The sequence below is a fragment of the Nocardia sp. NPDC049149 genome, from assembly GCF_043197455.1.
Taxonomy (GTDB): domain Bacteria; phylum Actinomycetota; class Actinomycetes; order Mycobacteriales; family Mycobacteriaceae; genus Nocardia.
The window spans coordinates 78,593-91,886 of record NZ_JBICTD010000017.1 but is presented as its reverse complement, the minus strand read 5'-3'; the positions used below and the strand labels follow the sequence as shown (position 1 = coordinate 91,886).

Here is a 13,294-nt window from a genome sequence, read left to right as displayed (position 1 = left end):
GACACGGTTTCAGCGGTGGGTTGCACCGCTACCGTGTGACGGTGACATGGAGGACGCCGACATACCGGCTCGTCGACGGGGAACGCATCGCGGGAGCATGGTGTCATGTCTGGATCAGAAGCATGCGCGGCTTCGAGTACCACTACTACCTCGACGATCTCTTCGCCTACGCGGACGGCGTGATCAAATGCTGGGAGACTTTCGATCTCGCGGAACTCCGTCGTCGACTCGAGACCGGGAAAATCGCGCTGCACAATCCTGCGGACCCTGAGCCGCCGCAGGTCGAGCAGACGCCGCGGTGGTCAGCGCGCTACCCGGAGCCGTTGACCAACGAGAGTTTCCTCGACGAGCTCGCCGATGAGATCCGGGCGATGAATGGTCGGCCGACGACGTCGGATCTGTGCCGGGAGGCGATGCGGCAGTATCAGCACGAGCCGACGGAGGAGAACCGGCTGCTGGTCCGGGAGGCCTATCTTGCGATTCCGGCGCATCGGCGGGTGTACGTGCTGGGTGACATGGACGTCCAGGATATTCCGTTGCGCTACTTGATCACTGACATCGGTGAGCCGGTGGGTGGGGACGGGCCGATCGCCACCTCGAAGACGTACGAAGAGTTTCTGGATTACCTCAACGGCAAGGATCGAGACAGCGCGCGGGGACATCAGCGAATGTCCGCCATGCATGCCGACGATCCGAAGGACATCACCGCGTCGACCGTCACCGTGCCGCAGCGCGTCAATTCACCGGCCGAACCGGCGGCGCAATTAGACCTCGGAGTGCTACACAACGGGTTTCCGGCTTCGATCTCCTACCGTGGCCATACGTACCCGACGATCCTGCACGGATACTGGGCGATCGCGGTCGCTGACGGCACGGACCACGACCGGATCAGGGACGCCGAGACCGCTCACGATGCGCACGAGATCGGTGGCAGTTGTGCGCTGCGAGCGGATTGGCCGGTGGTCCGCCTCGCCGTCATGGCGGGTTTGCTCCGAGCCAAATTCGCCCAACATCCCGAGTTGGCGGCAGTTTTGCTGTCCACCGCGGACGCACGGATCAGCTACACCGGTCTCTTCGAGTCGTCGTACTGGACCACCCATGGTTTCGACGAGGGGCGTAACTGGGTCGGGCGGTTGCTTGAGCTGATCCGGGCCGAGCTTGCCGTCGACAACTGAGTGCTGCGGGGAGCGACGGCCCCTACTCGACTTCGGACAACGGCGAGGAAGAATCCGCGGATTGCTCAGGCGGGGCGGGAGTGGTGATGGCCCAGAGGTCGTGGTCGGTGCGGTGGCCGGTAGGTGCGCGGTAGGCGCGCATGCGGCCCTCGCACACCATGCCCGCGTGGATGGCGATTTCGGCGGAGCGTTGGTCGTCGGGGCTGATGGCGGTGGCAACGCGGCGGAGGCCGAGTGAGCCGAACGCGTGGGTGAGCAGGAGTCGGGTGGCGGTGGTGCGGAGCAGATCGGGGTGGGTGGGGTCGGTCCAGACGAGCATGCGGGCGTTGCGATCGAACATGTCGAGGTCGAACAGCGTGGCCTCACCGGCGTAGCCGCCCGCCATCTCGATGACCAGCACGAGACCGCCGGGGGAGCGGAGACCTGGTCGGCTGCAAAGGTATTGGCGCACCCACTGCGAAAAGGTGTGCTGGCGAACCCAGGTCGCCGCGTCGGACTCGGGCGCGAGGGCGGCGCGGGCGCGCACACGGGCGACGCGCCACTGCCGCCAGTCGGCGAATCGCCGGGTGCGCAGGACCACCGTCGGATGGTCGAGATCGGCGAGCCGGACCGGACGCGGCCTGCGCAGCGGATCGAAGAGATGGATCAGTCGTCCGGTGTAGTAGCGCGCGGTGGCGAGCAGCAGAGTGAGCGTGGACAGCGAAGCGCCGGTGCCGTCGTCGGGTGGCGCGGGCGCCGCGACGGTGGCGGTCGTGTCGTAGCGATCCAGCCAGAAGCGCACGAACCCGGCCTGCGGTCGGTCCGCGGTGGTGAGCGCCCACAGGTCGTGGTCGCGCCGCCCGCCGCCGACGTCGAAGTAGCGGCCCATCAAGGCTTCTCGGCGAAAACCGATCTCGGCGGCGCCGCGGGCCGCGGCGATGTTGTCCGGCGAGATCGGCGCGGTGATCCGGCTCAGGCCGATCCGCTCGAACCCGAAATCCAGCAGCAGCGCCGCGGCCATGCCGCCGATCCCGTGCCTGGCGAGCTCGGCGTCGATCCAGATGCCGAGCTCGGCGGCGCCTGCGGCACGGTCGATCGAACCGAGCTCGATCTGGCCGGCGAACCGGCCGTCCACCTCGATGACGGTGGCCAGTCTCCGCCCTGACCTTGCTTCGGCACGGCTGGTCAAACATTCACGGACCCAATGGGTTCCGGAATGTCGCGCGGTCCAGTCCAGCGTCGAGCTGTACCAGAACGGTTCGATGAAACGTTGATCGCGCAGTCGAATACGACGCCAGTGGCGATAGTCCGCATAGTGTGGCGGCCGCAGCACCACGGAGCGGCCGCGTAGGGAGACGGGACCCAGTTCGATACGCACCAACGAGTTCGGACGAGTCGTCATAGGCCTACTCGCGCGGTCGTTGTTTGCCCAGCGGCATGGTCTTGAGCGCGCCCTCGGTCGAGACCGATAGGCGCCAATACGTTCCAGCGGAATCCTTGAGCACAACACCTCCCTCGGTGTGTTCGGAGAGCCAGGTCCCGCTTGCCAGCACGGCGGAACGCACTACGCCGTCGGCGGATTGGGCCTGGAAGATATCGGCATCGCCGCGCCCGGCCTTGGCGACCACTGTTCCGGTGAACGACGGCGCGTGAGTGCTGGTGCGGCCGAGCACATGCCAGCGTTCGGGGAACACGGCCGGGTTGAGATCGTCTGCTGCCGTGGAGATCAGGTTGACCGCCGTCCCTTCGGGGCAACCGGTCGGATCGATGCGCAGTTCGATGGGCGGCCGGTCGAGATCCCTGTCGAATTGCACGTTGGCGAGATAGGGCTGGCGACAGTAGATCAGATCGATGCCGACCGTGCGGGCGGCAACCTTGCAATTGGTCATGCCGAATTGTGCGGGCCCGCCGCCGCCACGCCTGCCGACGGACAGCGCGATGTCGGCGCCCTCGAACCAGACGTTGGTGAGCCACCAGTCGTTGGCCGCCCCGTCGATGACGATGTGCTTGTCGGTGGTGCGCGGATCCAGGTCGGACACGAATTCGACGTTGGTGAGCGCCAATCCAGCGTTGTGGTCGTTGCCGGTGCCGAGCACGCCGATGAAGTTGCTGGTCAGCTTGGACGAGGTGACGTAGTTCTGGATGCACGAGGTGACGATGCCGAAGCCGAAATTGTTGATGTCGCAGTTGAGGAATGCGGTGCCGCCGGTGTTGCCCTGCAACACCACACCGCGCTGCTCGAGGTAGCGCGGATGGTTGTCGCTGAGGTGATTGCCGCGGATCACCACCGACTCGAACGAACACCGGAAGCACTCGTCCAAGACCACCGCGGTCGACTTCGGCCCGGATAAGTAGAAACCGATGCGGGCGAAGCGCACCCGGCTGCGTTTGCGCAGCGTGATCAGCGTGGTGTCGGTCGCGCAGACCACGACGGTCACGTCGGCGCCGTCGCCGAGAATCGTTGCGTAGTCGGCGAGTTCGGGCCACGCAGTCACCTTGTAGTGCCCCGCGGGCAGGTACAGGACCAGCGGCACGTCCTTCACCGCGGCCGCCGCCGCAATGGCAAGGGTGTCGTCGGCGATGCCGTCGCCGACGGCGCCGAAGTCCCGCACGTTGCGGGCCGCGGGCGCGTCGGTGACGTGCGGAGAACGGAATTGGATGCCGGGGGGTTCGGGAGCGCTGCTACAGGCCGCCATGACCGGTACCGCGCCGACGGCCCCGAGCGCCGCGGCGAGCATGCTTCGCCGGCCGACTGTGCTCAACCCCGTCACGAGCGACGGCGCGGCCGTGCCCCTTGTTCGCTCGCTCATAGCCGCAGCCCCTCGCGAAGTCGCTGCAACCGGTTGCCCGGCGGCTTGCTGTACGCTACCGCGCCGGTGAGCGTGTTGTCCCCGAATGTGGCCAGCGCACCGCGCAATTGCGGGGCACTGGTGCCGCCGAGCGCGACGACGGCGATGGTTTGCTCGCAGAGCGGCGCGACGGAGAGCGCGTCGGCGGCGTGTGCCACCGGGGCGACCTCGATGACGACGTGGTCGTAGTCGGTGCGCAGCTTCGCGACCACCGCCGCGAACCGGTCCGAGGCGAGCAGGTCGGCGGTTTGCTCGTCGGCAGGGCCGAGCGGGAGCACGGTGAACCCGGCCTCCGGCCACCCGGTGAGCGCTTCGTGCACCGGCACGTCGCCCTGCAGCACCGCGCTGAGTCCGGGGCTTTTCGGCGCGCTGTCGGCGGACGAGCTGCCGTAGCCGGTGGTGTCGGCGTCGATGAGCACCACGTTGCTTCCGGTGTCGGCGAACGACTTTGCCAGCGCTACAGCGACTTCCGGTTCCGATCTGGGCGAGAAGCCTGCCACGAGCACACTGGTGGCCTCGCCGTCCCGTAGCAGCCTGGTCCGCAGCCTGCGGGTCTCGTCGGGGGCGCCGGGGCGACCCGCGTCGATGATGCCGAGGATCGGGACCGGCAGTATCGCCTCTAGCTGGTTGGACGTGCGGAGCGTGCGGTCGGTGCGGTCGCGGACGAACGCGGCCGCACAGCCGAACGCCAGCCCGGCGAGCAGCCCGAGTATCAGGATGCGTTTCGTCTGCGGCCCCGCGGGCCCGGACGGTATCTCGGCGCGATCGACGACCACGATCCTGGCCGCAGGCGCGGCATCGCGCACGATGGTCTCCAATTCGTCGATGAGACGGCGGAATTGGGCGACGACCGAGTTCGCGAAGTCGCGCGCGCCCTCGGCGGTCGACGACTGAACGGTGATCACGATGTTGGTGGTGGCGGGCGGCGAGAAGGCCTTGATCTTGCTCTGCACTTCGCGGACGGACATCCGTAGCCCGAGGTCGTCGATGACCCGATTGGCGACGGTGGTGCTGGTGGCCAGGTCGAGATAGGAGCGCACGCGCTGCTGCGCGGCGAGCCCACCCTGGTAGGAGTCGTTGACCGAGGTTCCGGTGGCCATCGACACATACATGCTGCTGGAAGCGACGTAGGTAGTCGGAAGGGTGCTGACGTAGCCTGCCGCCGCGCCGAGGAACACCACTAGGACGGCGGCGATGATGACCCAGCGCCTGCGGGCGATATGCCAATAGTCGATCAATCCCATGGGGACGCTTTCTTTTCGGTGATGACAGCCTGCTGGCTGGTGACAGCCCCGACGAGAACAGGGTGGCCAGGGGGTGGCCGGGACAGGGAAACGGCGGGCGGTGGCGCAGGCGGAGCGGGTGCGTACCGCGGCTCGGCGCGTCGGCGGTACTCCCGCACGAGTAGCGAGATGAGCCAGGCGAGCACCGCGGCCTGGAGAAACTTGCCGAGATTTTCCATCGAGCCGAGGATGCCGCGTTCGAACAGCGCCGAGGCGCCGGTCAGCGCCAGCCCGAGCACGGCGACGGGGAACAGCCGCGAGTACAGCGCTTTGGCCCAGAAGAGCAGCAGCGCAAAGGTGAAGCCCGCGCACACGACGACACCCGGGTAGCCGCCGACCACATAGCCTTCGTTGAGGTTGCCCTCGGCCAGCGACACCGACACCTTCGTCATGTCCACCGAGGCGCCGCGGACGTCTTGTGCCCACGCGGTGCCGGATTGGAACTTCGAGGTGCCGAGGAGTTGTCCGGGGATCAGGCTCAGCGTGGCATGCCGGAACGTTTCGGCGGGGGTGAGCCAGAAGCCGGGCCCGTGATAGTAGGCGTCGGTCGCGGCCTCGAGCAGATCGAAGCGCCGCAGGATGCTCAGGAACGGCTGCACGATCGGGGGGTAGCCCGAATCGGTCACCGCCGCTTCGGCTTTCGCGTACTCGGTTTGCTTGAGCGACTGCAACCAACCGAAGGCGGCGATGCCGAGCACGCCGATGGCGGCGACGGATACCGCTTTCCGTTTCGTCCAACCGAGGATCGCGAAGCGGATCGCGAGGGCGAGTGCGGCGCCGATGATCGGCGTCTTCGATTGGACGACGGCGGTCCAGGCGAGCTCGCCGAGTAGCAAGCCGCCGATGATCAGCACGGTGAGTCGTGTGGTCGCGGGCCGGACGAAGATGATCAGTCCGAGCGCGGCGATGGTGGCGAGGATGGCGACGAAGGACAGGATGGGATTGGCACTTTCGACATCGCCCGCACCGCCGGTGGACCCGGTGGCCACCGTCGCGGCGCGGCCGAGGAGCCCGACGGCGTACATGGCCGCAAGTGTCGGTACGAAATTGGGGTCGTTGGTGAGTGCGGGCTGCGCGGCGGGTGGGTGGCGGCGAGTCCAGAAGGCATAGGCGACAACGAGTCCCGCGTACACCCAGAGTCCGACGACTACATGTTCCAAGACCAGCGCGATGCCGCGGTCGTAGCCGAACTGGGCCAGGCGCGGATCGGGGACGTTGTCGCCGAAATGTGGTTCCGGCTGCACCCACAGCAGCACGATCGGCCGTGCCAGGTAGGACAGCGACCAGAAGGCCGCCTGCGCGATCAGGAACACCCGGGCGACGCCGGGAATCGTGCTGGCCGCGGCCACGATCGTAGCGAGCGCGAGGCCGATCAGCAGCACCTCGGTGGTGGCGGCCATCAGTCGAGCTCAGCTGATTGCATGGATGATCTCCCTTGCTCGGTCGAGGTAACGGTGCTTGCCGTCGACGATCCGCTGATGGCCTGCCGCGGCGACCGCGGCCGCCTTGTCCGGGTGTGCGGCGCATCGGTCGAGGATGTCGGACAGCTCAGCCGCGTCGCTGAACAGGAAGCATTCGCTGTTGTCCTGCAACAACTCTGCGTGCTCGTCGGTCCGCTCGCCGACGAAAAGCCCACCGGCGGCGGGTACTTCGAAGGTGCGGCAGGTGTGGGTGTCGCGGTTGTCGGAGTTGAGCAGCACCAGGTTGGCGGTGACGCTCGCGACCACTTCCGAGTACTGCTCGCCGTACACCGCGCCGCCCACTTGTGCTCCGGTGCTGCGCAATTCGGGCACGCGCCGCCAGCCAGGCCCGCGCACCAGCATGCGGGAGCCGTGGGTGCGGGCGAGCCCGACGAGCTCGGCCCGCCGGTCGGGGCGGCACACGCCGATGAATCCGACCAGGAACTGTCTGGTGCCGCGCCGCGCGGTGGGATGATGCCAGGCCGGGTCGTAGGCACTGCGCACGAAGGTGACCGCGCGGGCGCCACGGGCCTGCAGCTCGGCGACGTTGTGTTGCTTGGTGGTGACGACGAGATCCCATTCCGGTTCGTGCGCAAGGTATTCCGCGCTGATGTTGGCGGGATTCGCGACATCGTCCGGGCTGTAGTGCACCCGCAATGCTGCGGGCAGGTCGAGCAGCCTGCGTTGATCGAGGTGCACGCCCTTGAACACGAAGAGCAGCTCCGGCCGGAATTCGGCGGCGGCGCGCTCGATGGCGTCGTGCACTGCCGCGACGCTCCACGGCGCGCGTTGCTTGGTGAACTTGGCGTAGACCCAGGGCGGAGAAAGCCTGGGCGGCAACGTAACTCGCGTGGTGTCGAGGACGACCACCTCGTGGCCCGCTTGCCGGAAGCCGTCGGCGAGCGAGTGGGCATTGCTGCCGACCCAGTCGTCGCCGAGATAGAGGATCCTCACTTCGTGCCTTCCTCCCGCATCAGCACAATCGCGGGCCCGAGCGCCGGTGTTACGCGCTCACGGCGGATCAAGGCCCGGATGCGCAGCAGATACCAGGCGGCGACGGTGAATTCGACGACGACGGTGCCGTAGATCAACGTCCACACCGAGTGCGTGCGAAACGCGATGGCCAGCGCGACGGCCGCGACACCGGTGCCGAGCACGGCGCCGATGAGCACCCCGGTGGTGTCCTGGCGCACCGGAAGCACCGCCGTCGTGACGAACGAGGTGATCGCGGTCGCGGGCAGGATGAAGGTTTCGACCCGCAGCAGCGCGATCGCGGCGGTGAAGTCCTGGCCGAAAACCAGATGGATCAGCAGCGGCGCCGCCAGCCACACCGCGGCGGCCGCGACCGTCGCGGCGCAGACGCAGGCGAGCAGCGCCTGCATGGCCTGGCGCCAGAAGGTGTCGTCGCCGCTCTTGCGTGCCATCCGGGGCAGTAAGGCGAAACCGATGGGGTCGAGGGTGGATTGGATGGCGCGCACCAGGCGATCACCCGCAGAGTAGAGGCCGAGCGACACTGCGTCCAGCACTGCGGCGTACACCGCCGCCGCACCCTGTCCGTAGGTCGTCACCAGCAGGCGGGAGGTGAAAACCGGTGTGCCGGTACGCAAGATGGTGCGCACGTGGCGCGGCCGGGCTGGTGGTCCGAAGGTGCGCAACGAATCCCACCACGTCAACGCGACCGTCGGCACGGAGGAAACCAGCAGGCAGAGCAGCGCGATTTGCGCGTTCGGCATCCGGGGGAGCACCACGACGAGCAGCACCAGGTAGCCGATCCGGCCGACCGCCTGGTAGGCCGTCGACGCACCGAAGCGCCCCTGGCCGATGAGCAGCCAGTCCTCCGAGACCGACCAGAAGCCGCCCGCGAACAGCCCGAGCAGGATCATCTCCAGCGCCTCCGGCGCGCCGACCGCATAGCTCAGCGCCAACGCCGCGCCGAGCACACCGAGGGTGGTCGCGCGGATCGCGAGATAGTCGCCACGCAACTGGTTGACGTGCCCGAACCGGTCGTCGCCGAGGGCTGGGGCGCTCGCATCGTGCACGCGCGCGGCCAGATAGGAAGTGATGCCGAGATCGACGAGCAGCGAGCCGATGAAATACGCCGACATGCCGATCGCGAGCAGCCCGAGGCCGTGCGTGCCGAGCACGCGGGCGATGAGCGGCACGGTCACGATGGTGACGACGTACTGCCCGTACTTGCCGAAGCTGACATAGCCGATATCGCGGATCACCGAAAGGAATCCGTGGCGCCGGCGCACCGGTTTCAGGCGATGTGCGCCGCCCGGCGGGTGCTGGCCGTTAGGGGCGTGCTCTGCCATACGCGGTTCTCTCCCGGAAAAGTGGGGTGCGCGCGGCTTCGTTGCGTTGTGCGATGTCGTCGAGGAATGCGGCCACCGTGTGCGCCGTTTCGGTGATGTCGAAGTCGGTGGCGCGTCGTCGCGCCGCGGTGGCAAGGCGGGTGCGCAGCGCCGGGTCGGCGATGAGGGTGTCCAGCGCTGCGGTGAGTTGTTGTTCGTCGCCGCCGGTGACCAGCAGGCCGTTCGCGCCCGGCTCGACGATTTCGGTGGGACCGCCTGGCCCGGAGGCGATCACGGCGCAGCCGGCATGCATGCCCTCGACCACGACCTGCCCGAACGGTTCGGGCAGCACCGAGCAGTGCACCAGGATGTCGGCGTCGCGGAGGTAAGGGGTGGGGTCGTCGACGTGTCCGGTGAAGGTGACGGGCAGCGCCAGCGATCGCGCCAGTGCTTCGAGCTCGGCGCGGTAGGGCTCCTCGTCGAAGAAGGTGCCGCCGACCAGAAATATCTGGCGCGGAAGCGTTTTCGTCGCGGCCAGCGCGCGGAGCAGCACGTCCTGCCCCTTCCACGGGGCGAGCCTGCCGACGACCGTGACCACGGTGTCGGCGGGCGGGCGCTGGTCGGGCCGCGGCACCTCGGCGCCGAGCTCGATCCCCGGGTACGCGACGAGCGCGGGCCTGCGCCCGACCGGCAGGGTGGCTGCGGTCGCCTTGCTGTTGGCGAGATAGCCGCGGCTGACGAGCCTGCCGAGCACTCGCAGCACCAGGGTGGGCAGCCTGCCGAAATAGTCGGCGGCGATCCGGTCGTGCACCTGCCAGACCAGCGGAACGCGGGCCCGGCGCGCGGCGACCGCGCCCAACACCAGCGCTTTGCTGCTCTCGGCCACCAGCACCCGCGCACCGAGTTCGGTGGTGAGCGCCCCGAGCGCCCAGCCGTGCCTGAGCAGCATCAGGAACCCGCGCGCCTGGCCGAGCGGGCCGGAGGCGATGGTCATCGACCTGCTGTCGAATCGCCCACGCAGCACCCGGGTTTCGACGCCACGGGCGCGCATGCGTTCGACCATCGGACCGTCCTCGGTGTAGACCATGGCGACGTCGAGCCGTCCCTGGTCGCGCAGTGCCGACACCAGTCGGAGCGTGGCGAGTTCGGCGCCGGAGGGCGCCGCGGTGTGCGCGAGGAAAACGGCTGTGGTCATGAGCTGATCGCTCGGTACATCGCGAGATGGCGTTCGGCTGTGACATCCCACGAGAAGGTCTCGGCGTGTGCCCGGCATTGTTCGGGGGTCGGGAGCTTTCCGTGCAGTGCGGCGGCGAGGCGAGCGCCGAGCGTTTCGGCGTCGCTCTTGGGCACGATGAGCGAAGCGTCGAGCCCGCGAACGGAATCGGGCAACCCTCCGCAATCGGTGACGATGGGCGCCCGACCGGCCGCGAGCGACTCGAGGGCGATCAGTCCGAATCCTTCGAGGGCGGTGGTCGGCACTACGGTCAGCTCCGCCTGTTCGTAGAGTTCGGTGAGTTGCTGGTCGTCCACGTGTCCGGCGAACGCGACAGTATCACCGAGAGCTGTTGCCATGGAGCGTAATTCGGATTCCGCAGTGCCGGTGCCGACCACCACCAGCCTGGCGCTCGGATGCTCGGCCAGCACGGCGGGCCATGCGCGCAGCAAAGTATCGATGCCCATCCGCCGTTCGAGCCTGCGCACACACAATACGGTGCGCGTGCTGGTCTCGGGCCGAATCGGGGTGGCGTGGAAGCGGTTCAGGTCGACGCCGGGCGCGATGACCGCGATCCGATCGAGCGGAATCCGATAGTCGGTGTGCAGGACGTCGCGAAAGTGGTTGGACAGCACCACGAATCGGTCCGCGCCACGATAGCGAGCACGTTCGATCAGATACTTCGCCCGTGCTGCGAGCGCGTTTTGCCCGGACATCCTGCTCTCGGCGGCCCACGGACCGTGGAAGTGGACGACGAGGGGAAGCGTGCCGTGCCGGTCGACGGCGGCGGGTCCGTAGAGGCAGAAGTGGCGGTCGAGCACCGTGGCGGCCGCGGCATCGCGGCGCAGATCGCCGCGATCGAGGAACGCGGTGCGGGCCCGCCGCATCGTGGATCCGCCTGTGCCACCCCAAGATCGGGCGCCGGGCGGTGCAGAACCCGTGGCGCCGAACGCGGCAGCGGACACGTCGATCCCCGGCTGCCTCGCCAGCGCGGTGACCAATTCGGTGAAGTACCGATTGAGTCCACCCGGCGCGGCCGCGAACCATTCGGACCCGGTCATGTGCACCCGGATGATATCGGTACCTCCCGTCACCCAAGCCCCCTACTGGCGGTGTGGCGGGACGAGTCACGGACGGTGAACTCGCCTCTCCCGCAAAATTCTAGGGGACCGGTGGCGTTCTGGCCGGGGAGTGAACGAGCTACTGCCCAGTCACCCGATATCGAACAGATTCGGCTGTCCGGCGCGGTACCGTGCGGCATCCATGTCGCGCAGCGGTTGGAACCCGGGAATCGCCTCGCGGGTGAACAGTTGGGCGCGCGCGGCGGGGGAGCCTGCGGCGTCGAGGAGCGCGTTGGCGGCGGTGCGGCCCGCCTCGTTGGCGCCCTCCATGGTGGCCAGGTCGAAGTTGGTCTTGACGTAATCGGCGGCGAGGAAGAGGTTGGGGATCCTGGTGTGCGCGGTGGGCCGGGCCGCCCACGAGCCGATCGTGTTGACCAGCAACGGTTCATCGTTCTGGTTTTCCCCGTCCTGCCAGCTGATGCCGGGGTCGAGCAGCCAGTCGCGGACGATCCCGTCCTTCAGCTGAATGCGGCCGTCGTCGTTGAGCGCGGCGGTGAGCTGGGCCCAGGTCTCCTGGTAGATCTCCTCGCGGGTGCAGTGTTTGGCCGTCTTGCCGAACAGGATGCCGGGGGTGTCCCAGTCGGCGATGTCGATGGTGAGGCCGTCGACGACGGTGCCGTCGCCGTACTTCGCCGCGTAGTCGACATTCCAGAACGCGCGCTGCGAGTACGAGGTCAGCCGCCACGGTGCGTCGAGGTAGATGTTGTATCCGGCGCCGAGTTCGAGCTTTTCGGTGACGAACATCTGCATGCCGTTCATCCAGTCGACGCTGAGCTCGTCCATGCGGGCCAGATCCGGGTCGAGCGCGCGGATTTCGGGGGACCAGAGCCTGCGTGCGCGATCCGTCGGCACGGCACAGACATACCAGTCGGCACGGTGTAGTTCGGTGCCGCCGCCAGGCTTTCGGATCCGGGCGCCGTCGATCCGGTCGCCGGTCACCGCGAACCCGTCGAGCGCATGGCCGGGCAGGAAGCGCACCCCCATCTCGCTCAGCATCGAGATCCACGGATCGAGCCAGGCCTCGTTGGTCGGTCCGTTGAGCACCTCGTAGACCTTCGGGCCACCGGCGAGCTCTTGGAGCAGCGCCAGGAAGAAGCCCTCCATCATGTTGCCCATTGTTCGGGTGCTGGCGACGTATTCCTTGGCGGCGACCAGCGCACGCGTCAAACCCGTTGCGGCGAGGGCTTGGAACTGCGCCGACCGGTGCGCGGCGCCGACGAAGTCCCACCAGCTGACGTGCTCCCACTGCCCGAATCGCCGTTCTTCGCTGGAGGTGAGATAGGTGACGACCCGGCCCGCCATGTGGATCGCCTCGGGGAGCGGGACGAGGTTGTTCTTCAGGAAGACCTCGATCAGGATGCGCTGCAGGCCTTCCGGCGTCAGCGCCTGCTTCGGGTCGAAGTAGAACCCGAACATCAGCGGGAAACCGTCCGGTAGGTTTCCCGCGCGCGGATAGCGCGGATCGTTCACCGAGAACGGAAGCAAGTTGTCGTACACGGTGTTCCGGGTGCCTGGCAGCGGAATGCGGCGCATGGTGTCGTGCACGTGGTGATAGAACGAGGTGAAGCCGCGAGCGCCGTGTTCGCCGGGCAGCGGTGCGCGACCGTCGATCCCGGTGCCGGGCAGCGGGATGGTGCGGGATTTGCCGCCGAGCTCCTTGCGGTCGAAGACAGTCACCTCGAATCCGCGTTCGGCCAGCTCGTGTGCCGCGGTGAGTCCACCGATGCCTGCGCCGAGCACCGCGACGGTGTTGCGCGACGGGCCGTTTCGCCTGCGGGTGTCCTGTGCTCCGGCCGGTGCCGCGGTGGCCGCCAGCCCGGCCGCCCCGGCCAGGCCTGCCGCGCCACGCAGCACGGTTCGCCGGGTGACCGCGCTGTTTCGAAAGCGAGCTGTCACTGCGCAACTCCGTTCCAATTCTGA

The 13,294-nt window shown here is 67.9% G+C and carries 10 protein-coding genes; 1 reads left to right on the top strand and 9 read right to left on the bottom strand.

What is annotated here, in order from left to right; all coding sequences use genetic code 11:
• Nucleotides 1–41: 41 nt before the first annotated feature.
• Nucleotides 42–1,175, top strand: a complete 1,134-nt coding sequence (locus tag ACGFNJ_RS41925) for an NADAR family protein (RefSeq protein ID WP_393461827.1) — start codon at nucleotides 42–44, stop codon at nucleotides 1,173–1,175.
• Nucleotides 1,176–1,197: 22 nt separating this feature from the next.
• Here ACGFNJ_RS41925 and ACGFNJ_RS41920 read toward each other — a convergent pair whose 3' ends face one another.
• The 9 genes from ACGFNJ_RS41920 to ACGFNJ_RS41880 all read right to left on the bottom strand — a co-directional run bounded on the left by ACGFNJ_RS41920 (nucleotide 1,198) and on the right by ACGFNJ_RS41880 (nucleotide 13,270).
• A complete protein-coding gene (locus tag ACGFNJ_RS41920) occupies nucleotides 1,198–2,556 on the bottom strand; it encodes a GNAT family N-acetyltransferase (protein WP_393461825.1) in 1,359 nt (452 codons plus the stop codon).
• A gap of 4 nt (nucleotides 2,557–2,560) precedes the next feature.
• Nucleotides 2,561–3,892 carry a glycosyl hydrolase family 28-related protein gene (locus tag ACGFNJ_RS41915; RefSeq protein ID WP_393461924.1) on the bottom strand — a complete coding sequence of 444 codons (1,332 nt, stop codon included), beginning with the start codon at nucleotides 3,890–3,892 and terminating at the stop codon, nucleotides 2,561–2,563.
• Nucleotides 3,893–3,960: 68 nt separating this feature from the next.
• Nucleotides 3,961–5,247 carry a Wzz/FepE/Etk N-terminal domain-containing protein gene (locus ACGFNJ_RS41910; RefSeq protein WP_393461823.1) on the bottom strand — a complete coding sequence of 429 codons (1,287 nt, stop codon included), beginning with the start codon at nucleotides 5,245–5,247 and terminating at the stop codon, nucleotides 3,961–3,963.
• Nucleotides 5,238–6,686: a hypothetical protein gene (locus tag ACGFNJ_RS41905; RefSeq protein ID WP_393461821.1), complete on the bottom strand. Its 1,449-nt coding sequence runs from the start codon at nucleotides 6,684–6,686 to the stop codon at nucleotides 5,238–5,240. The genes ACGFNJ_RS41910 and ACGFNJ_RS41905 overlap by 10 nt, the downstream gene beginning before the upstream one ends.
• 9 nt (nucleotides 6,687–6,695) lie before the next feature.
• On the bottom strand, nucleotides 6,696–7,700 hold the full coding sequence (locus ACGFNJ_RS41900; protein ID WP_393461819.1) for a glycosyltransferase: 1,005 nt from the start codon (nucleotides 7,698–7,700) through the stop codon (nucleotides 6,696–6,698).
• Nucleotides 7,697–9,061: a lipopolysaccharide biosynthesis protein gene (locus ACGFNJ_RS41895; RefSeq protein ID WP_393461817.1), complete on the bottom strand. Its 1,365-nt coding sequence runs from the start codon at nucleotides 9,059–9,061 to the stop codon at nucleotides 7,697–7,699. Before ACGFNJ_RS41895 ends, ACGFNJ_RS41900 begins: the two co-directional genes overlap by 4 nt.
• Nucleotides 9,042–10,235 carry a glycosyltransferase gene (locus ACGFNJ_RS41890; RefSeq protein ID WP_393461815.1) on the bottom strand — a complete coding sequence of 398 codons (1,194 nt, stop codon included), beginning with the start codon at nucleotides 10,233–10,235 and terminating at the stop codon, nucleotides 9,042–9,044. Before ACGFNJ_RS41890 ends, ACGFNJ_RS41895 begins: the two co-directional genes overlap by 20 nt.
• Nucleotides 10,232–11,314: a glycosyltransferase family 4 protein gene (locus tag ACGFNJ_RS41885; RefSeq protein ID WP_393461813.1), complete on the bottom strand. Its 1,083-nt coding sequence runs from the start codon at nucleotides 11,312–11,314 to the stop codon at nucleotides 10,232–10,234. Before ACGFNJ_RS41885 ends, ACGFNJ_RS41890 begins: the two co-directional genes overlap by 4 nt.
• Nucleotides 11,315–11,464: 150 nt before the next feature.
• Entirely contained in the window at nucleotides 11,465–13,270 is a 1,806-nt protein-coding gene (locus tag ACGFNJ_RS41880) for an FAD-dependent oxidoreductase (protein WP_393461811.1), read from the bottom strand.
• Nucleotides 13,271–13,294 lie beyond the last annotated feature (24 nt).

Bases quoted from the DNA above. Each gene is read 5' to 3' on its own strand.
- ACGFNJ_RS41885 (WP_393461813.1), bottom strand. From the start codon at position 11,314: ATGACCGGGTCCGAATGGTTCGCGGCCGCGCCGGGTGGACTCAATCGG.
- ACGFNJ_RS41895 (WP_393461817.1), bottom strand. From the start codon at position 9,061: ATGGCAGAGCACGCCCCTAACGGCCAGCACCCGCCGGGCGGCGCACAT.
- ACGFNJ_RS41915 (WP_393461924.1), bottom strand. From the start codon at position 3,892: ATGCTCGCCGCGGCGCTCGGGGCCGTCGGCGCGGTACCGGTCATGGCG.
- ACGFNJ_RS41905 (WP_393461821.1), bottom strand. From the start codon at position 6,686: ATGGCCGCCACCACCGAGGTGCTGCTGATCGGCCTCGCGCTCGCTACG.
- ACGFNJ_RS41920 (WP_393461825.1), bottom strand. From the start codon at position 2,556: ATGACGACTCGTCCGAACTCGTTGGTGCGTATCGAACTGGGTCCCGTC.
- ACGFNJ_RS41910 (WP_393461823.1), bottom strand. From the start codon at position 5,247: ATGGGATTGATCGACTATTGGCATATCGCCCGCAGGCGCTGGGTCATC.
- ACGFNJ_RS41890 (WP_393461815.1), bottom strand. From the start codon at position 10,235: ATGACCACAGCCGTTTTCCTCGCGCACACCGCGGCGCCCTCCGGCGCC.